The organism is Streptomyces sp. NPDC057939 (assembly GCF_042887545.1).
Classification (GTDB): Bacteria; Actinomycetota; Actinomycetes; order Streptomycetales; family Streptomycetaceae; genus Streptomyces.
The window spans coordinates 1-18,017 of the sequence record NZ_JBHVPG010000062.1; the positions used below are offsets into that span (position 1 = coordinate 1).

19 protein-coding genes and 2 pseudogenes are annotated in these 18,017 nt (G+C 69.7%); 16 read left to right on the top strand and 5 right to left on the bottom strand.

The genetic code is table 11. The features are described from left to right. Positions 1-97 precede the first annotated feature (97 nt). Positions 98-454 carry a PRC-barrel domain-containing protein gene (locus ACFVS6_RS37685; protein WP_389711052.1) on the top strand — a complete coding sequence of 119 codons (357 nt, stop codon included), beginning with the start codon at positions 98-100 and terminating at the stop codon, positions 452-454. Between the two features lie 122 nt (positions 455-576). Here ACFVS6_RS37685 and ACFVS6_RS37690 read toward each other — a convergent pair whose 3' ends face one another. Continuing rightward, a complete protein-coding gene (locus tag ACFVS6_RS37690; protein WP_389711053.1) occupies positions 577-798 on the bottom strand; it encodes a hypothetical protein in 222 nt (73 codons plus the stop codon). Positions 799-1,302: 504 nt separating this feature from the next. Between ACFVS6_RS37690 and ACFVS6_RS37695 the strand changes: the two genes are divergently transcribed. From ACFVS6_RS37695 to ACFVS6_RS37705, 3 genes and pseudogenes are all read left to right on the top strand, one after another. Continuing rightward, the gene (locus ACFVS6_RS37695) at positions 1,303-2,862 is read left to right on the top strand and encodes a protein kinase (RefSeq protein ID WP_389711054.1); all 1,560 of its coding nucleotides are present in this window, start codon (positions 1,303-1,305) and stop codon (positions 2,860-2,862) included. A 626-nt stretch (positions 2,863-3,488) separates the two neighbouring features. After that, positions 3,489-4,264, top strand: a pseudogene (locus tag ACFVS6_RS37700) (histidine phosphatase family protein). Then, the gene (locus ACFVS6_RS37705; protein WP_389711055.1) at positions 4,261-4,575 is read left to right on the top strand and encodes a hypothetical protein; all 315 of its coding nucleotides are present in this window, start codon (positions 4,261-4,263) and stop codon (positions 4,573-4,575) included. The pseudogene ACFVS6_RS37700 and the gene ACFVS6_RS37705 overlap by 4 nt, the downstream one beginning before the upstream one ends. A gap of 290 nt (positions 4,576-4,865) precedes the next feature. Here the strand turns inward: ACFVS6_RS37705 and ACFVS6_RS37710 are convergent, their stop codons facing one another. Beyond that, positions 4,866-5,333 carry a hypothetical protein gene (locus ACFVS6_RS37710; RefSeq protein ID WP_389711056.1) on the bottom strand — a complete coding sequence of 156 codons (468 nt, stop codon included), beginning with the start codon at positions 5,331-5,333 and terminating at the stop codon, positions 4,866-4,868. Positions 5,334-5,604: 271 nt separating this feature from the next. Here ACFVS6_RS37710 and ACFVS6_RS37715 point away from each other — a divergent pair, with 271 nt between their 5' ends. The 6 genes and pseudogenes from ACFVS6_RS37715 to ACFVS6_RS37740 all read left to right on the top strand — a co-directional run. Continuing rightward, positions 5,605-6,075, top strand: coding sequence for a hypothetical protein (locus tag ACFVS6_RS37715; RefSeq protein ID WP_389711057.1), 471 nt, complete (start codon positions 5,605-5,607; stop codon positions 6,073-6,075). A 108-nt stretch (positions 6,076-6,183) separates the two neighbouring features. Beyond that, on the top strand, positions 6,184-7,587 hold the full coding sequence (locus ACFVS6_RS37720) for a replication-relaxation family protein (protein WP_389711058.1): 1,404 nt from the start codon (positions 6,184-6,186) through the stop codon (positions 7,585-7,587). Further along, entirely contained in the window at positions 7,584-7,790 is a 207-nt protein-coding gene (locus ACFVS6_RS37725; RefSeq protein WP_389711059.1) for a hypothetical protein, read from the top strand. The genes ACFVS6_RS37720 and ACFVS6_RS37725 overlap by 4 nt, the downstream gene beginning before the upstream one ends. A gap of 245 nt (positions 7,791-8,035) precedes the next feature. After that, complete coding sequence (locus ACFVS6_RS37730) at positions 8,036-8,191, top strand: hypothetical protein (protein ID WP_389711060.1); 156 nt, start codon at positions 8,036-8,038, stop codon at positions 8,189-8,191. 161 nt (positions 8,192-8,352) lie between these two features. Next, positions 8,353-9,135 (top strand): helix-turn-helix domain-containing protein, encoded by a 783-nt coding sequence (locus ACFVS6_RS37735; RefSeq protein ID WP_389711061.1) that lies wholly within the window; start codon positions 8,353-8,355, stop codon positions 9,133-9,135. A 61-nt stretch (positions 9,136-9,196) separates the two neighbouring features. After that, a pseudogene (locus tag ACFVS6_RS37740) lies at positions 9,197-9,418 on the top strand (IS5/IS1182 family transposase); the annotation flags it as partial. Between the two features lie 44 nt (positions 9,419-9,462). Here the strand turns inward: ACFVS6_RS37740 and ACFVS6_RS37745 are convergent. Next, a complete protein-coding gene (locus ACFVS6_RS37745; protein WP_389711062.1) occupies positions 9,463-9,846 on the bottom strand; it encodes a hypothetical protein in 384 nt (127 codons plus the stop codon). 218 nt (positions 9,847-10,064) lie between these two features. Here ACFVS6_RS37745 and ACFVS6_RS37750 point away from each other — a divergent pair, with 218 nt between their 5' ends. Both ACFVS6_RS37750 and ACFVS6_RS37755 read left to right on the top strand, forming a co-directional pair. Then, complete coding sequence (locus tag ACFVS6_RS37750) at positions 10,065-10,889, top strand: hypothetical protein (protein ID WP_389711063.1); 825 nt, start codon at positions 10,065-10,067, stop codon at positions 10,887-10,889. Beyond that, positions 10,886-11,923 (top strand): hypothetical protein, encoded by a 1,038-nt coding sequence (locus ACFVS6_RS37755; protein WP_389711064.1) that lies wholly within the window; start codon positions 10,886-10,888, stop codon positions 11,921-11,923. Before ACFVS6_RS37750 ends, ACFVS6_RS37755 begins: the two co-directional genes overlap by 4 nt. A 918-nt stretch (positions 11,924-12,841) precedes the next feature. Here ACFVS6_RS37755 and ACFVS6_RS37760 read toward each other — a convergent pair. Further along, entirely contained in the window at positions 12,842-13,048 is a 207-nt protein-coding gene (locus ACFVS6_RS37760; RefSeq protein ID WP_389711065.1) for a hypothetical protein, read from the bottom strand. A 623-nt stretch (positions 13,049-13,671) separates the two neighbouring features. After that, positions 13,672-14,094: a VOC family protein gene (locus ACFVS6_RS37765; protein WP_389711066.1), complete on the bottom strand. Its 423-nt coding sequence runs from the start codon at positions 14,092-14,094 to the stop codon at positions 13,672-13,674. Between the two features lie 416 nt (positions 14,095-14,510). Here ACFVS6_RS37765 and ACFVS6_RS37770 point away from each other — a divergent pair, with 416 nt between their 5' ends. The 4 genes from ACFVS6_RS37770 (at position 14,511) to ACFVS6_RS37785 (ending at position 17,901) form a co-directional block, all read left to right on the top strand. Continuing rightward, complete coding sequence (locus ACFVS6_RS37770; RefSeq protein WP_389711067.1) at positions 14,511-15,290, top strand: YncE family protein; 780 nt, start codon at positions 14,511-14,513, stop codon at positions 15,288-15,290. Between the two features lie 96 nt (positions 15,291-15,386). Continuing rightward, entirely contained in the window at positions 15,387-15,704 is a 318-nt protein-coding gene (locus ACFVS6_RS37775; protein WP_389711068.1) for an ArsR/SmtB family transcription factor, read from the top strand. Between the two features lie 438 nt (positions 15,705-16,142). Further along, positions 16,143-16,751: a putative 2OG-Fe(II) oxygenase gene (locus tag ACFVS6_RS37780; RefSeq protein WP_389711069.1), complete on the top strand. Its 609-nt coding sequence runs from the start codon at positions 16,143-16,145 to the stop codon at positions 16,749-16,751. A gap of 100 nt (positions 16,752-16,851) precedes the next feature. Further along, positions 16,852-17,901 (top strand): YncE family protein, encoded by a 1,050-nt coding sequence (locus ACFVS6_RS37785; protein ID WP_389711070.1) that lies wholly within the window; start codon positions 16,852-16,854, stop codon positions 17,899-17,901. Positions 17,902-18,017: the final 116 nt, after the last annotated feature.

Genomic DNA, 18,017 nt, shown 5'->3' on the forward strand with positions numbered 1-18,017 from the left:
AGGATCGGATGCCTCGCTGCAGAACCCTGACGAGCGGGTCGACCGCCTCGGCCCGCTCAAGGCGGTCCAAGGTCTTCAACCAGCAAAACGAGGCGCTATGTGGAGCTACCAGCAGACTGCGGGCCATCTGGCCGGTACCGACCTGACCGGGTTCAAGGTCGAGGCGACCGACGGAAGCATCGGCAAGGTCGACAAGCACTCCGACGAGGTCGGTGACGCCTACCTGGTCGTGGACACCGGGGTGTGGATCTTCGGCAAGGAGGTTCTCCTCCCGGCGAGCACCGTGGTGCGGATCGACGCGGCGGAGGAGAAGGTCTTTGTCGACCGGACGAAGGAGCAGATCAAGGACGCCCCTGAGTTCCACCGCGACAAGCACATCGGTGACGCCGGCTACCGCGAGGAACTGGGCACCTACTACGGCACCGGCGCCCCCTTCGGCGGCCGCCCCGCCTGACACCACTCTTCATTCTGGCGCGGCCCGGCACCCCGGACACGGGTGCCGGGCCGCGCCGTCGTCCCATGCCGTTGTCCGATCCGGTTGGAGGCTGCACTGCCCAGCAGCTGTGCCCAGCGACGTTAAAGACCGGAGGCGCAGGCGACGTCGAACAGCGCGGTGCGCCGGGCCGCCGGGGGCGCGTCGGAGGCTTCGACCGTGGCGTGGAACCTGTCCAGCAGCGGGTCCTTGGCCACCAGGCCGAAGTCGAGGTCGTAGTTCGGATAGGTGTGCCCGCGGAAGGCGTCCAGGCTCGGCCGGATCACCCGCCGGCGGCTGTGCCAGCTCCCCGCTACCCACCGCACTACCGGTTCCTCGGACGCCGCGCCGGTGGCCCCGTCGGGGCGACAGCTCGGCGAGCCACTCCGTAGTCGAGCAGGCACAGTCGCGGCTGTGATCGACGACCCGTGCGGACCACCTGCGTTCGGGTCTCATTCCCATCTTGATCATGGCCGAATTCAGGGTTGGCAGTCGCAGCTGCATCCGGTCACCTCCTCCAAGCCGATCCGGTCCGCCCAGGGGGATCTGCGCGATGCAGGCGCAGGGCTCGAGTCCCCAGCGTCTTCCGCCCCGGCGGCTGCGCCACGACGAAGGGCCCGAGCGGGGCGCGGCACACGGGTGTGTGGTCCTGGTGCACCGAGTCGCGATGCGACCAGCGCGCGGCGTCGGTACGCGTCAACGGGATGTCGCGTCAGCGCCGGGGCTCCGGGGCAGTGGGGCCGGGCGTGGTGCCTGCTGGCAGGGGCGGACATACTTGCCCGGGACAGTCCAACGGGGGTGCTTGATCAGTGGGTTGGGGAGTGGTCGGCGTGGACCTTCCGCAGTACATCGGCGGATACACCGTGGAGCGGGAGCTCGGGGCGGGAGGTATGGGGACGGTGTACCTGGCCCGGTCCCGGGGCGGGCGTACCGTGGCCGTCAAGGTGGCTCGTCCCGAGTTGGCCGCGGATCCGCACTTCCGTGCGCGTTTCCGCGCGGAGGTCGAAGCCGCCCGCCGAGTCGGCGGGTTCCACACCGCGCAGGTGGTGGACGCCGACCCCGACGCGGTGGCTCCCTGGCTGGCGACCGCCTACGTCGCGGGGCCGACGCTCTCGCGTCTGATCGCCGAGCAGGGCCCCATGGATGAAGCCCGGCTGCGCGCACTCGGCGCGGCATTGGCGGAGGCCCTGCAGGCCATTCATGCCTGCGGTCTGGTCCACCGTGACCTGAAGCCGGGCAACATCATCATGGCCGCCGACGGCCCGCGGGTGCTCGACTTCGGTATAGCCCGGGCCGTGGAGTCGACCCGGCTGACATCGACCGGAGCGACGTTCGGCACTCCCGGCTTCCTGGCTCCCGAACAGGCCCAGGGGTTCGAGGTCGGCCGGCCCGCCGATGTGTTCGCGCTGGGCGCGGTGCTGGTCACTGCGGCCGGTGGGCACGCGTTCGGGGAGGGCACCCCCATGGGACTGATGTACAGGGCCGTGCACGAGTCGCCGGACCTGTCGGCGGTGCCCGAGGGCGTACGTCCTGTGGTCGCGGCCTGCCTGGCGAAGGATCCTACGGACAGGCCGACGCCCGAGCGGGTGTTGGACCAGCTCGCCCCAAGCGTCCCCTCGCAGGGGGCGGTGGGCACGGCCGCGCACCCGCCGACCTTGCCCGCCCGGGCAGTGCCACGGCCGCCGACAGCGGTTTCCGGGTCCCCCGATGCGCCGGCCGTCGGGCAGATCGCCGGCGCCGCCACCGTCTCTGCGTCCCCGCGTAGTGAGCCTGCTCCCGCCCTTCCCCAGCAGCCGACGAAGGTGGTTCCCCCGCGCGGGAGGCGGACCCGTCGACGCCTCCTCGGAGTGGCCGCAGGTCTGGTACTGCTCGTTGGCGGAGGCTACGGCGCCTATGGCTACTCGGACGTGGCCTTCCCCAAGGCCACGCACGAGCTGGCCCCGCCCGAAACGATGGCGGATGGCGCGTACCGGCGCAATGCCGAAGGAACGAACTTCACGGACCCGCAGCCGAACACGTGGTACCAGAAAGACGTGCTGCACCACTCCGCCACGTACGACGGCACCGGTCAGGACCCGGCGTTTGAAAAGGTGGAGGTGTACGGCTCGTCCGGTCGGTTCAAAAATCCGGGGGACAAGCGAAACCGACTGATCGACGCCATGACCATCACGGGCAGCGAGAACGTCGTCGAACCGCCCAAAACGATTCGCGTTCCCGGATCGGACGTTGCCTTCCGCTGCACCACGGCCAACGACAGAACCGTCTGCGGATGGGGCGACGACAGCACCACCGTCGCCATCGGCTTCACGCCGGCGGCAGATTCGCTCGATGCGGCCGCGGCCGAGACGCGCAAGATACGCGAAGCCATTCGCAAGCCGATTTCGCCCTGACACAGACCGCGAAGGGATCGCTGGCCGGCGGGAACGGCCACAGCATCAGCACCGCGCGGGCACCGACCACTGGCTCCGCTCGAAGCCACCATCGACGACCGGATCAGCACCGCTCGCCAACCACACGAGGATATCTCCGACGTCGCGCACATCTCGGATGTCGTACCGCAGCCCCGCCTGCACGCCACCGTCCGCTGGACCTACGGCGCCGACCTCCTCACCCACATCCCGACCCCGTCGTCTTCCCGGCGCGCCGATAGGGGCACGGCGCACGCCGTAGCGGTGAGTCCACTCGCGGGGGAGGCCCACGCGCGGGCAGCTTTCGGCAGATCGATGTGGAAAGCGGTGTCGGGGCGGACGACGTGCGGGAGGGCCAGCAGTGGCGGGCGGCTCCAACGCTGCCAGGTCGGGCGGCATGTGAAGCGCCGCGAGACGGCCCCGCGTCCACCGACGGTCTGGCCAGACAGATCCTTCCAGGTCGCGCAGCAGCCGTAAGTCGGCGGCATCCGGTGCCGCGCGCCGGATGACCCGCTCCTCTTGCGCCGCCGAGGTCGAGGCATTGATCATCGGCTCGAACGAGGCCGCCCTGAGTCTGGCCGCACACCCCATACCTGGAAGGGAACCTCATGGTCTTACCCTTGCTCCCGTTCCCCAGGCCCGCGCCCGAGCGGGCCCCCGGTGTCGTGTCGCTTGGTGGCGGGTTGGCGACACCGAACTCTCTCGCCGCGCTGTGGGCGGTCCGGCATGGGCAGAGCCCAGCCAACGTCGCGTTCGCGGAGGTGGAGCGGACCGGATCGACGGCGCTGCCGGTGGCCGGCCGTGATGTCGACGTGCCGCTGTCGGAGATGGGCCGCGAACAAGCGCGAGCGCTGGGCTCGTGGTTGACCGAGCACGGCGACGGCCCGGATCTGGTCCTCTGCTCCCCCTACGTACGAGCCCGGCAGACCTGGCAGGCCATGGCCGAACATGCGGCCGCCGCCGGTCTTGCGCCGTTGCCCGTGCTGGTCGACGAGCGGCTCCGGGACCGGGAGATGGGCGTCTTCGAACTGCACCCGCCAGCCGCGCTGGGCGCTCGCGCCCCGAGGAAGCCGCTCGGCGCTCCCTGCTGGGCGAGTGGTTCTACCGGCCCCCGGGCGGGGAGGCCTTGGCGGACGTGGCACTGCGGGTGCGGGACCTCGTGGCCGAGCTGGACCGGGCCGCTCCCGGACGGCGCGTCCTCGTGGTCGCCCACGACGCGGTCGTGATCGCCGTGCGGTTCGTGCTCGACGGCATCGGCGCGGCCTCCCCCGAGCACCTGCCCCCCGTCCCGAACGCCTCCGTCTCCTCCTGGCGAGGCGACGGCAAGAACCTGCGTCTCCTGAACTGGGGCGACACCGCCCACCTCGGCACGACCTCCTCATGACGAACGGATCCTTCATGACCGACAACAAGCAGCCCTACGAACCCGTCCTCCCCCAGGTCCCACCGGTGCCCGGCGGCCTGTACGGCGACGCGGCCTACGAGGCCGTCCTCGGCGACATCCAGCTGACCGTCGCAAAGCTCTCGGCGGCCTTGGTCGACGCCGACGAGGCCACCGCGAGCCGACTGACCACGCGTCGACGCGAACTCAACCGGCTCCAGACGCAGCTGCGGCCCGACGACGGCGACGCCGTCGCACAGGCCCACACCCTGTGCCGGCAGGTCCTCGACGAGATGTCCGGCGGCGGCCGGTGAGCTCCGCACCCACCACCGAGGGACAACTGCCCGAGGAGGAGAACCGGCGGATCTTCCGCGAGGAGCTCGTCCCGGACTCCCTCTCCGACTGCGCCCCTTGACCAGGTTGCGCAGCCGAGAGCGCACCCCCCCTTGACCAGGTTGGCCACTCCGCGCGTTTCCCCTTGGCACAGCCCCTTCCGGCCCCTGACCAGGGCGTGGTCAAGGGTGTGTGTGATAACGCCCGGTGCGGTGCGGTGGTGAGCCCACCCGATGGGTGCGGTGCGCACCACCACCGTCCCCGACGCGAACTACACGATGGAGAGGCGCACCGGGTGGGCATCGGTGGGTGCGGGATGGGCAGCGAGAGCCTGGCCCACTCCCACCACCTCCAGCTGGCGCAGGACCTCGGCGAGATCCTCGTGGTCGTCGGTGAGGAACCGCGGGACGAACTCGGCGACGGAGCGGGCGGTGCCTTCCGCCGAGTCCGGACCGGTCTGCGCCCACTTCCGCAGGGAGGTCACCAGGACCCGTCCGAGGGCTTCCAGGGCGAACATCTCCGTGGTCGGTTCGCCGGCCTCGGGGCCGGGGAGGGCGGTGACGGGGACGACGATTCGCTCGACGGCGTCGACGAGCAGTTCGGCCATCCGCGGCTCGGTGCCGGCGAACTCCCGGGCGTCCTCGGTGTCATCGGCCTCGATGGCCCGGAGGTATCCGAAGGCGCTGATCGCGGTGTGCGGAGTCATCGGGGCGAGCGGCAGGGTGGTGGTGTAGTGCATGGCGGCTCCTTAGGTACGGACCTCCGCGCGGATCGCGACGGCCTTGTTCAGAGCCTCGGGGAGCCGCCCTGTGGACAGAGTCCGCGCACCGACGGTGACCACCCACCCCCCTGGTCCGGGTTCCAACGGCCGCGCTTTTCTCCTTGACCGGGTCCGCCAGGTGCGACAAACCACCCACCCCGGGAGGGGAGACATCTCCTTCCCAGCACCCTGAGCGACGGCGGAGGAAAAGCCGCTGCCGGACCTGGTACACCACTGGGAGACTCCGGGGATGACCACGCAGCGCCTCCCGTTCCCCGTGCCCGACGAACGCGCCCACTACTTCGTCGGCCAGTACGCCGACATGCACGACCTCGTGAAGGACCTGGTCGTGCCCGACGGCGTCCCCGAGGCCGCCGCGACCGTCCTGCGCACGGCCAGGGAGCTGCTGCGCCAGTCCTACTACTGCTACGAATTCTCCACCGTGGCGGTCATGCACTCCCTGATCGCGGTGGAGATCGTGCTGCGCGACCGCATCCCGGGCGCGGGCAAGAAGCCGCTGCACCAGCTCATCAAGCAGGGTGCCGAGACCGACGTCCTGACCGCCCGGCAGGCGGAATACCTCGACTACGGCCGCCAGATCCGCAACGGCATGGCTCACGGCAAGACCACGCACGCGGCGATGCCGCCGGCCATGGCCGTGCCGATGGTCACGACCTCGTTCACGATCATTACCGAGCTCTGCACCGCACCCACCAAATGATCACGGCTCGATAACGGGCGTCACACGGTCGGCTTCGGCGGCACCTGTAGCAGGTGAATGCGGAACTCTGCCCGGAGTCCCGCGCCACCCGCGTGAGGAGCCTGAACGATGACGTACGCCAGCAGCGCCCGGCAGCCCGAGCCGGAGCCGCACCCGACCTGGTCAAGGGGTGCTGAGAGCCCAGCAGCCGGCCCGGAAGCCGATGCCGCGTCCAGTGCCGTGAACGATTTCAACGTCGTGCCCATCACCGCAGCTCATACCGCCCGTCAGGGGGCTGCCCGGCACGCTGACACCTCTCTCCCTAACCCTGAGACAGCAGCGAAGGGGAAGATGTCCACTCCGACGGCAGGGAAGGTACGGGCCCATGCGCTGCGGATGCTGGGGTGCGTACGGATAGCCACGGTTCAGCAGATGGCTCAGGTGATCACGGAGAAGGAGTCGGACGGCCGGTCGTACGTGCGCAGGGCCATGGTGGAACTGGAGAAGCTCGGGCTGGCGGAGACGAACGGCAAGGACGGCAAGCACCAGATCTGGAACCTCACCCCGGCAGGACAGAAGGCTCTGGCCGACGGCAACGAACTACCGGCACGCCCGAAGGCCGGCACCGGAGCGAAGGCCGTACGCGCCGGGTTCGGCCCGCATGGTCTCGCGGTGACCGACACGATCCTCGCCTACACCGACACCGTCTTGCGCGGCCGCCGGGAGTACCTGACCGACTGGCAGGTGGAGGTCAACCACGCCATCAAGCAGACCGGCCTGTCCTTCAACACCGACGCCGTCCTCGCCGTGCCCACGAAGACCAGCGAGGTCCGCCTCTTCGAACTCGACAACGGCACCATGTCCCAGGCCAGCCTCGCGAACGAGGTCTGGGACTACGAGCGCTACGCCGGGCACCGCGTCTGGGAAGGAGCCCGCGGCACCATCGGCGGGACGTACCCGTTCTGGCAGCGCCACCGCTACACCCGCTCTACCACCTTCCTGCGACGTCGACGACCCGCACCGGCGCCGCGCCCGTGCAACGCCGACCCTAACCCCGCCATGCCCGCACTTCTGCCCGGCCGTTGCAAGAAACCCGCAGCTCCGGCGCATTTCGCAGATAAAGCGATGAGCGAACATCAGATCGATCCAAGCCTGATCAGAATCGATCAAGCGGAGATCCGGGCTCCGCAACCTCGCCCCACCGCTCCCCAGCGGGCCGCACCCAACCCGCACACGGCGACGTCCGTATCGCGGGGTGCCGCCACTAACACATCCCGCCCCGAACAGCACTCCCTGCCCGCCAACACCACTTCAACCACCACCGCGCCGCGGCAGGCTCTCGTGCGCCACCCTGGCGTGGACGTTCCCCTCCCTCCGGCTGCCCCATGCGAGCGCACCCAGAACACCGAGCTTCGCGTCACCTCTTCGTGGGTTCGTCCTCGCCCGCGATACCAGCTGAGGCATCGTCGTTCTCCGACGGTCCCTGCCGGGGCGCCGGCGTACGCGGGGCGGGCTGCTGGAGGGGTGCTGTGAGCGAGCGGGAGACATGGACGACGGACGAGTTCGGCACGTCCCACGAGGGCACGGTCGGCGTGCTCCTGGCCGACGGCAGCGTCCCGGGCCCGGTGTTCTTCGATTCGGGCCCAGGTCCGGGCGGGCAATCGGTGTCGCACTGGCCCGTCTACGACGGCCATAGCCCGCGCATCCCGCGGGCGGCCGTGCTGCGCGCGGTCTGATCCTGCGGCTGGACCGGCCCGGAACACCGCCTGGACGGGACGCTGATCGGGGACCAAGACCTGGCGGAGGCTGGTGACGAGCAGGCGGACGCCTGCGTGCGGGACTGGGACGGTCACACCGTCCACGTTGAAGAGACAACCGTTCCCCTGCCGGAGACGGTTACTTGTCTGCTGGAGCGGCTGGAGGAAGAGATCGAGAGCTAACGAAGACGTCCCCGGTCGCGGGGGTAAGGGCGGCCCGGCGGATGGAGGTGACCGCCGCGCGGATCGGCTACTGGGCTGCCCGCGGAACCCGCGCCGACCTGAGCGCTGAACAGGCTGCGACCGCGCTCGGCCTGGACGAGCACGCGGCACGCCAACTGATTGCACCACGCTTCGCCGGCTGGAGCCCCTACGGCTGAAACCCCTCCCACCAGACCCGCAGGTGGCCGGTTGCCCGGGAGTCCTGCGGAGCCGGCCCGGGTCGCGGTTCCGGATTCTGGAACAGCCGCCCAGGACACCAGAACGGACGAGCCTGCAAAATGCCGCACATCGGCCAGTGGCTGAAAGTCATACTTCGGTCATGCCCCTGCGGGCCGATGACTACGGGAAGCGGGACCGCACAATGACGTCGATCTACCTCTCGTCCGACAACCCCCGATGGGTACCGAAGACCGAAGCGGACCTGCAGGCCGCCATCAACAGCGGCCTGTTCGAGGAAAACCACCACCTGGACCTGGAGAAGGCGCCGAGCAGCAAGGGCGACAACCGTGAGCTGGCACGCGACCTGGCGTCCTTCGCCGTCGACGGCGGCACCCTGATCATCGGAGTACAGGAAAACAAGGAGACCCAGACCTTCGAGCCCGCTCCGCAGCCATTGAACGGACTGCCGGAGAAGATCGAACCCGTCGCCCGGACGATCCCTGACCCACCGCTGCCCGTCATTACCGACGTACTCAAGTCCGAGGCCGGCAACGGAACCGGCTACGTGATCGTGCACATCCCCGCCAGCCCCGTCGCCCGCACATGGTCGACAACAAGTACTTCGGCCGCAGCGACAAAACCAGTGGAGGCGCTGGAGCCGCACGAACTCCAGCGCCTGGTCCTCGCCGCTGTCGACCCGTACATACCGCGACGTCCTCGCGCAGCAGATCACCCGCGAGGAGCAGCAGCGCCGCGCGCTGGACTGGTGTCGTGCCCGGGTGGCGGCTTCCGACAAGAGGCCGGTCTGCTGCTGTGTGAGGCCGCCGGTGCGGGCCGGGTCCCGCCCGCACCGGCGCGGAGCCCACGGCGGGGACAGCGCGAACCGTTGCCGGAGGCCGTGTGCGGCGTTTCGAGCCGGCTGTTGGGCCACAGGGCGATGTAGGGCACCGTGCCTTCGGCGTTGTGCCGCTCTGCCCAGATCGCCGCGTCAGCGGTGAATCGGCCGCTGGTGGCTTCGCGAACGCGGGATCCGCCACCGTATTGCCCGCCGCGGCATCGAGTCGTCGAAGCGTCTCAACCGTCACCGCTGGGTCGTCGAACGGACCGTGTCCTGGCTCGCCGGCTGCTGCCGACTGCACCGCCGATACGAGCTCAAGGCCGAATACTTCCTCGTCTTCTTCGGCATAGCCGCGGCCTTCATCTGCCATCGCCGCCTCACCAAATGAAATGACGTCTTACGCCGCCGGCCGGGTGCCCTGTCCCGGATGTCTCAGGCGGCGAACTCAATGCGGCTGAGGGAGACGAACAAGGCGACGACGGCGATGACCCACAGCGCCAAGGTGCCGAAGAGCGCCCCGCCCGCCGTCCAGGTCCCGGGGCGGCCCTTCGCACTTCCGATGACGCCGCCGATCAGCGCCCCGAGGGCGGGCACTCCGGCGATGACCATGGCCGCGCGCTCCAGGCCCAGCTTCGTCGAGTGATTGCCCCGCCAGTCGGAGCCGCTCTTGTTCGCGAGGGCGCTCTGCGCGCTGTGGCACCAGAAGAGCACTGGGGGCAGCAGGAGCACGACCGTGAGGACGAGGAGCAAGACGGCCGTGCGCCGGCTGTGCGCGTTGCCTGCGTCGCCGGTCGTCGGCGCGGGGGAGTTGGTCACGCGGCGATCCTGGCCCGGGGGTCGGCCGGGCACCATCCGTACGCGTACTCAGCTGCGCTCCGGTTAGAGGGGGACCTGAGGCTCACTTCGACGGCTGACCGGACAGCGAGTTGGCTGAATCGGGTCAGTTCCTTCCCCGTGGCTCGCGCGCGGCTCTACGCTCGTCAGATGGCCGGATAATCGAAGCCGGGCCTTGGCGCTGTCGACCGGGGGAGATCGTGGACATCCCGACCCTGATCCTGTTGGGGACGGCGGGTGGTCTGCTGCGCGGGGTCTTGGACCTGTACACCCGGTTCGTGTCGTGGCAGGCCGACCGCCGCGTCCACCGGCAGTCCACCGCCGAAGGGGTGGTGCAAGGGGCGCCCCCGCGGTTCGGGGCGTACTTCGACCCCGCCGTCGACATCGTCGCGGCTGCCCTGCACAGCGTGCTGGGCGCGGGGGCCGCCGTGCTGTTCGGCACCACGGGACAGATCAGCGGCGAGTACGCCGCCCTCGTCGTCGGAATGTCGGCGCCCATCCTGCTCACCCAACTCAGTCGCATCCAGACGGTGAACGAGGCGCTGACGGGCGACCGGCAGCCGGCAGGAGCGGCGGAGGCGGTCGCGGAGCCCGGGGCGCCTCCGGCCATCGGTGTCGTGGGCGGGGGCGGTGCGGACGGCCCCGGCACCGCAGAACCCCGGGGCACCGCAGAAGCCCCCCGTGCCGCAGCTGCCGCGGCCCCGTCCCGAACGGAGCCCCCGCCCTCGCCCTCGCCCGCCGCGCCCCCCGCCGACCCGTCCCGGCCGCCACTCCCTGCGGAAGGTCCCCCGTTCCGGGCGAGACCGACGCCTCCCTCCAGGCCGGCCGTCGCGCACGCGGATGCCCGCACGCCGGATTCCCCGTCCGGCGATATTCCCGCGGGCGGGACACAGCTCCCGGATCCCGCGCGCCCCGGGGGCACTCCCGTCCCCGCAGACCCCGCCGACGGAACGATCCCTGGCCTCGACGGCCGAGGCGCGCCACGGTGGCGGCAGAGGCCGGCGATCGGGGAGGAGGGGCTGTGAACAACGCGCCACACCTACTCAGCGAGGACCGTCAGGAGTACGAGCGGATCCTCGACGAGGCATTGCGCACCGCCCACGAGCGCCCGGAACTGGCCTCCCTGGGACAACGGCTCAACGAGGAGCAACTGCGCACCATGGCGCTCAACGCCTCCGCACTCCTCACAGCGGCCGCAGCGGCCGAGTACGACCACTATGTGAAGGCCCGCAGAGAACGCCGTGAGGCGAAGTTCCCGCGCACGCCCTCGGACACGGCTTACTCGTCCTCGCGTTCGACGTCCGCCCCGGCCCCGTCCGTAGGACGGCGGCTCGGCGCGGCCGTCCTGGGTGCCGGAGCGCCCGGCGCCCGCCGGACCAGCGACGCGGTCGCTCCGCCGCGGTGGGCCGGGATGTCCTACGGCCGCCGCCTGCTGGCAGCGCTGCTGGGCCTGCACGTACGCCCACCGGCACCGCCGCCGGCCACCCGCACCCGCCCGGTCGGACGCCAATCACCGACGCCGGACGCGACCGAGGCCGCGGGAACCGGGGCGTTCGCCGTCTTCGCCGTCCTCGCGCCGGCCCTGGCCGGCACAGTCATGCTGATCCTCCTGCTCGTGGGCTACATCCTGAAGATGATCGAACCCGAACCGGCCTTCGCTGAAACAATGGTGACGGCAGGCTGGCTGTTGGGCGGCCTCACAGCCGCCGCGCTGCTCTTCGCCGTGATCGGACTGCTGGTCACGGCCGTCCGCAACAGCCCGACGGAGGTGGCGGCGGACGAGACCGAGGCGGTGCCCGACGAGGTGTCACTGGCCCGGGATGCGTGGCGCAACGCCCTGCTGGAGCGCGGAATCGTACCGTTTCTCCGAGACGCGCTGGCCGAACCGAGCTCGTACCCGTCCCCCCGGACGCCGGGGGCCGGGCGCATCCCCAGCCTGGGGTACACCCGGCCCGACTTCACCAGCCCGGGGGCCCCTCCTCAGGGTCCCCGTCCCGATTACGCGCCTCCGGACTTCACGAGCCCGGACTTCGGCGGCCCGGAACATCAGTCGAAATGAGTCCGAGGGCCTGGAGGGCGCCGTCGATCAGGTGGGAGCCGAGAACCCAGTCGCACCGTTGGTTCTGCCGTCACGGGCCGGGCGAACCGTGCACGGGACACGCGGGTTGCGGGTGGGGACCGGACTCCGGAAGACTTGGGACGAGCAGATGAGGTGTCGGGGGTGCTGCTGGAAGCGAAATGGGCACATCGAAGGTCTTGAATGTCCACCCTCCCCTGAAAAAGAACCGAACTAAAATGGCTCCCTTGGCCGCCAGAGTCCCAGCTCAGAAAGTGTCGACCCCGCGCCTGCGGGGATGTTCCGGTCTCGCGTTGGCGGGGCCGGTGACGGCCGTCGTCGACCCCGCGCCTGCGGGGATGTTCCGAAGTGACGTCTTAACGCCCCGCTCACCGTTGGCCTGTTGGCCGAGGAGCCGGTCGCGTGAAGCGTTTGGCGGGTCCGTGTGGTCGAGGTGCTGCGACATGGGTGGGTGCGGCTACGGACAGGAATGTCGTGCGCGCGAACCGGCGCTGCGGCCGAGTCGGCGCACAACGACATCGTTACCTCCTTGTCAAGAGTCGATCCGGCGCCGGTACGAGCTGCTCCTGTGGTGGTCCTGCACCGCAGGTTCGTTCCGCTGCCCTCGGTGCTGCGCCGCTGTGTCTGCGGCAGCCAGGGATGCTGGGTCCGGCGGCTTCGGGACCCGGTGGTGGGCGAGGTGCAGGGCGAGCATGCAGTTCAGCGGCAAAATACCGGGCCCTCCGCGCTCTGGTCCCTCGACGCGTGATGAGACTGGCACCTGAAGGGCCGACATGGGCGGGCCGGAGTGGTCGGTTGCTGCACGTGGCCGCCTGCGGCTGCCCTTCTCGGATGTGATGCCGGCGGCCGCTTCTGATTTGATCCGCTCGCCGTTGGCGGGATGGGCCTGTGCCGGGGTCCTTACGATCGGATGATTTCGGGGTGCGGGTCGTGGGCGAGGGCAACGGAGGCGGTGATGCGTTTGCCGATGCCGGCGGGGTGGATCCGAACGCTGTCGCTGACGGCCACGACTATGGACAGGCCTTGCCGGCCGATCCGGTAGGGGTCGTGTGGCCAGATGGAGGGGAGGTCGGGGTTGTTGTCCCAGACGCTCAGCATCCTCGACATGCCCCCATCGACCGACCCCGCGTTGCACTCGCTGCGCCGCCTGATCGACACTCTGGCCACCGGTGGGGAACCGGATTGCGGAGGTTGTCCGCCGGACGCCGCCTGACCTCGGGACCATCGCTGCGTCGACGGATCATCTGGGACGTCGAAGGGAGGCAGGGCATCGCGCGGGCGGCCTCCGTGATCATGAACGCGTCCCCCGCTCCCTCTTCGACGGCCGGGGTAGGGGCCGGCGATCCGCCCCATCGTCGGGATGGGCGAGTGCATGAGTGCGTGGTCCATGTCCTACGCGACTGCTAGCGACAGGGCCCCGATCGAGGCCGGCCGGTCGACGACGGCCGGCACCGTTCGATGGTTGGTCTTTTGTCGAGAAGCGTTACTCCCTGCCGCGGCGGAACCGTAGTGCTGCGTGTACCCCGGAGTAGCTTTGTCCATGAGAACGTCTCGGTTCCGGCACAGGTCTTGGGAAGCCATGCCGAGCGCTGCCTTGCTGTTCGATAGCGAGGAGTCCGGCTCGTGTCAGACGGCGTGCGCCATGTCATGTGACGGTCGGAAGTGATGCTCCCTGAGGTGCTTGCAGGTGGCTGCTGGGGTCGGCCGTGGACGCTTCACCGCAATCGGCTCTACGCCGAGCCAGAGGCGACGAGTTCGATTTCGAAGCCGTCGCGGGATTCGAGGTAGGCGGCGTGTTGGTGGGTGCCGCCGGCGTGGGGGTGGCGGTCGGGGAACAGCAAGGTCCAGCCGTTCTCGCGGGCCTTCGCGGTGAGGAGGTCGATTCGTTCGGGGGTACCGGCGTGGAAGGCGAGGTGGTTCAGGCCGGGTGCGCATCGGTCGTGTCGGCTGGTGGTGAGGGCGGAGGACTCTTCGAGGACGAGGTAGGTGTGGCCGAGTTTCCAGCTGCGGCCCGCTTCCCAGCTCTGGTGGAGGGTGTAGCCGAGGTCTTCGAGGAGCCAGGCCCAGTCGGCGATCGCACGGGTCAGATCGGGGACCCAGATCTCGACGTGATGGAGCGTGCCGGGGGTCGGCGCGTCCGGTGTGTCTGTCACGGAGGGTGCACTCCTTGGGGAAGGTCGGGGCGGCATCCTATACCGGATCATCCGGTTTGCTACCAGACGGCAGTGCCGGTCATATGCCATCCAGTTACGGACAGTTGACAGCCTTTGGTGCCCTTTGGCGGGGCGGTGCCGGTATCACGGTAGGGGCGGGTTCGACGCGCGTGTGCGAAGTCGGGACCCCGGAAGGGGGCCTCCGCCCGGGCCCGGAGCGGGGTGAGCTGGTGGAAGTGGTGCTGATCTCCAGTGACACGGTGGCAGGAAGGCTCACCCTGACGGTGAAGGTCGGCCCTTCCTCCTACCTACCGCTCGGATCGGTGGTCACGGGTAGAGGGCCGTTGGGCGTGGCTCAGTGTGTGCCCGGGGAGGATGTCTTCGTTGCTCTGTCCGTCTCCGACGAGGTTCTCGTCGTGGACTTGGTCTCGGGCCGGATCCGAGCGCGTGTGCGGGTGGGCTGGGCGCCCAGGAGTCTGACGCCGGTATCCGGCACGCCCTACCTTCTGGTCGCCAACGCGGGCTCCGACAGTGTCTCGGTCATCGACACCCGGGCGAGAGCGGAGGCGGCCCGGATTGCGGTGGGGCGCGAACCGGGTCAGATCGCTGTCTCTGCCGACGGCGCTCTCGCGGTCGTCTGCGAGCGCGGCGACGGCGCGGTCGCGATCCTCGACCTTTCCGGCCTCGCGCAGGGCCGGACCGGCAGCATCACGGTCGCTTCCCGGACGCGGATCGGCGATCACGTTCAGCCGCGGGCGGCAGCGCTGTGCGGGGACCTGGCTCTCGTGGCCGCCGCTCGCGCGCAGGATCTCACTGTTCTGGCCCTGGGCGACGGTCACATCGAGGCAACGGTACGGCTGCCCACCGCAGCGGGTCCGGCGGGTGTCGCGGTCACGGGGGACGGACAGTACGCGCTGGTCACCATGGAGCGAGCCGGGTCCCTGGCCGTGGTGGATCTGCTGGAGTGGAGGCTCACCCGTCGGATTCCCGTCGGCGCGGGCCCACGCGGGATCACCATCGACCCGGCCGACCAGTCCGTCTACTGCGCTCTCGCCCACACCGGATCGGTGGCCGTGGTTCACCTGGACGGCGTCGACCTCTCCAACACCGACGGCCACCCCCAATACGAAGCCATCCGGGCGGGCTCCCGCCCCAGCACCGTCACCATCGCCCAAAGACACCTTCCCGACCTCTGACCCAGGCCGACCGCGGCGCCGTCGACGCCGGTCTCCCGACCGACTCGATGACCGCGACGACCAGAACCCCCATCCCCTTCCGAGAGCAGAGCGACCATGGCCACCATCAACTCCGGCGCGCCCGGTTCGGATCGCAGACCACCGCCCCGCCATCGTGCGCTGGCAGCCCTCCTCGGCGCGACCCGTGCCCAGGTCCTCCTGCTGATCGCCATCCACGCCAAGGCGACGACCAACGACCTCGTCGACGAACTCTCGGTGAGTGCCGCCACCGTCTCCCATCACACGAGCGTGCTGCGGCACTCGGCGCTCATCACCACCCGCCGCGACGGTGTCAGCGTCCACCACGACCTCACCCCACTCGGGGACACCCTCCTGCGCGCCCACGGCCTGCCCGGCGCACCCCGCCACTCCTGACTTCGGCGCCCGGCGCGCCGTCGGCTCGTGCCGTGGCACCCGCGCACGCCCCACCCGAAACCGCCCCCAGGGGGAACGGAGTGATGTCGTGCGACACCTGTGCCGCGAGTGAGGCTTCGGTGGCATCCCACCACGCGGCAACGCCCCGAGCGCGATCCGATTAACACTCCGGGGTGGCGCGCGAAAGGAGCATGCGCCCTTTTAGAGCAGGATCGAAAAGCTTGCCGGCTTCTAAATCCTGGGAACAGACTGATGGCTGCTCCCCGATATCGTCGACCATTCGAGGCCGGCGAAATCGACTCCATATTCTGTGGAGGTAGCCGAATCATGTCCGTCTCCCGGACTGCCCGGACCACTGCACAATCGGACACCGTGCCGGGCCCGTCACAACCCCTGCCAGGGACGAAAGCCACGATTGCCCAGCTGTTCGCCACCCCCGTGGCCCGCACCCGGTGCCCGTTCGCCGCCGAGATCAACGACCGTCTCACCGACCGAATCCTGGACGAAGCCGGCGCCGGTGCGAAGGAGTTCGGCTACAAACAGGAGACGACAGGCGAACTCACCGCGTGGGCCGGCCCCGACGCCGTTCGCCTGTCGCGGTGGGTGTGCGCGGTCGCGGGCCGCTTCACCGAATCCCTGACCGGAGCGCCCCTGGGAGAGGCATTCAACCGTTCGCGGCAACGCGAAGGCGAGCAGACGCAAAGCGAAGACGGAAGGGTGGTGGTGGGGGTGACCCGAAGTTGGGCCTCCCTCTACCGGGCCGGTGACCGGCACGAACCGCACTTCCACCCCAATACGGCCCTCTCGGCCGTCTACTACCTTGCCGCGCCCGGACCGTGCGAGATCGACCTCCTCGATCCCCGTCCCGCCGTCGACTACTACGACCCCGGCATCACCCTCGCGGGAGAGAGCCACCGGGTGCGCCTGTCCTGCCCACCCGGGGAACTGATCGTCTTCCCCGGCTGGCTCAAGCACGCCGTACCCGAATTCCAGGACGCGAATCCGCGGATCTCCATCGCCTGGAACCTGAACTACACCCACGGCTGAAAATACTCGTCCCACCTGAAATTTTCGGCCATCGGCCGCCCTTTATCCCGAAGGGTCGGCCTGCTGTCCCCGCCCGAAATGAAGAAAAGGAAACATCGCCATGCGCAATATCCAGTTCTTCTCCACCGACACCGACGACGGAGTCGTGTCCGTCGTCGCGAAAACCGGACCCGGCGAGCACCGCACCATCGCCCAGATCCCCATCGGCAACGCCCCCCGCGGCGGCGTCAAGTTCACCAAGGACGGACGCGGCTTCGTCTGCAACACCAGCCAGAACACGATCTCCGAGATCGACGCGGTCGCGTTGAACGAGGTCCGCCGCATCGAGGTCGGCCACGGCCCCCGCGGCCAAGGCCTCCTCCCCGGCGACAAGTACCTCCTGGTCTCCAACAGCGGAAGCGACACCGTCTCCGTCGTCGACCTCGAATTCAACCTTGAGGTCCACCAGATCCCGACCGGCCGAGACCCCCGCCACATGGGCATCAACAAGGCCGGCACCATCGCCTACGTCTGCGTGTGGGGCGAGGGTTACATCAGCAAGCTCGACATCAGCCCCCTCGCCGAAGGCAACCCCCAAGGCATCACCGAACTCACCCAGATCCCCGTCGACCGCGAAGCCCACCCCTACAGCCTCGGCATCGACCCCTCCGGCCGCCGCGTATTCGTCGCGAACACCCAGGCCTCCTACGTGACCGTCATCGACGTCACCACCGACGAAACCCACCGCGTCGACGTCGCCTCCACCGGCGGACGCGGCGTCGCCTTCAGCCCCGACGGCCGCCACGCCCTGGTCACCGTCGAAAACTCCTCGACCATCGCCGTCATCGACATCGACACCCTCCAGGTCACCCGGCAGATCCCCACCGGCTCCGGCCCCCGCGGCCTGGTCGTCGACCAGGGCGACCAGACCGTCTACATCACCAACTTCGCCCGCGCTGGCATGATGTCCGCCGCCCACCCCAACTTCGCCCCGAACAGCCTCACGATGGTCGACCTGACCTCCGCCCCCCTCGACCGAGACGAAGGCGTCTTCACCTACGACGAGATCACCGTCGGCTACGGCCCCTGCAGCGTCGTGATGTTCGACCTCGACACCCTCCCCGAGACCGAGCGCACACGCCGCCTCACCCGCTCCGACACGATCGCCTGAACCGCAGGACCCCGAGGGATGGAGGTGCCACCACCCTCGGGGCCCCGCCCCCGCCGCCCGGAGGCCGCGCCGTGCCAGCCGCCGCCGGCCCCGGACGGCACCCCTCCTTCGCCGTC

What these genes read in the sequence shown, in the direction of transcription:
- ACFVS6_RS37685 (WP_389711052.1), top strand. Translation starts at nt 98, where the DNA reads ATGTGGAGCTACCAGCAGACTGCGGGCCATCTGGCCGGTACCGACCTG.
- ACFVS6_RS37705 (WP_389711055.1), top strand. Translation starts at nt 4,261, where the DNA reads ATGACGAACGGATCCTTCATGACCGACAACAAGCAGCCCTACGAACCC.
- ACFVS6_RS37710 (WP_389711056.1), bottom strand. Translation starts at nt 5,333, where the DNA reads ATGCACTACACCACCACCCTGCCGCTCGCCCCGATGACTCCGCACACC.
- ACFVS6_RS37715 (WP_389711057.1), top strand. Translation starts at nt 5,605, where the DNA reads ATGACCACGCAGCGCCTCCCGTTCCCCGTGCCCGACGAACGCGCCCAC.
- ACFVS6_RS37720 (WP_389711058.1), top strand. Translation starts at nt 6,184, where the DNA reads ATGACGTACGCCAGCAGCGCCCGGCAGCCCGAGCCGGAGCCGCACCCG.
- ACFVS6_RS37730 (WP_389711060.1), top strand. Translation starts at nt 8,036, where the DNA reads ATGGAGGTGACCGCCGCGCGGATCGGCTACTGGGCTGCCCGCGGAACC.
- ACFVS6_RS37735 (WP_389711061.1), top strand. Translation starts at nt 8,353, where the DNA reads ATGCCCCTGCGGGCCGATGACTACGGGAAGCGGGACCGCACAATGACG.
- ACFVS6_RS37760 (WP_389711065.1), bottom strand. Translation starts at nt 13,048, where the DNA reads ATGTCGAGGATGCTGAGCGTCTGGGACAACAACCCCGACCTCCCCTCC.
- ACFVS6_RS37775 (WP_389711068.1), top strand. Translation starts at nt 15,387, where the DNA reads ATGGCCACCATCAACTCCGGCGCGCCCGGTTCGGATCGCAGACCACCG.
- ACFVS6_RS37785 (WP_389711070.1), top strand. Translation starts at nt 16,852, where the DNA reads ATGCGCAATATCCAGTTCTTCTCCACCGACACCGACGACGGAGTCGTG.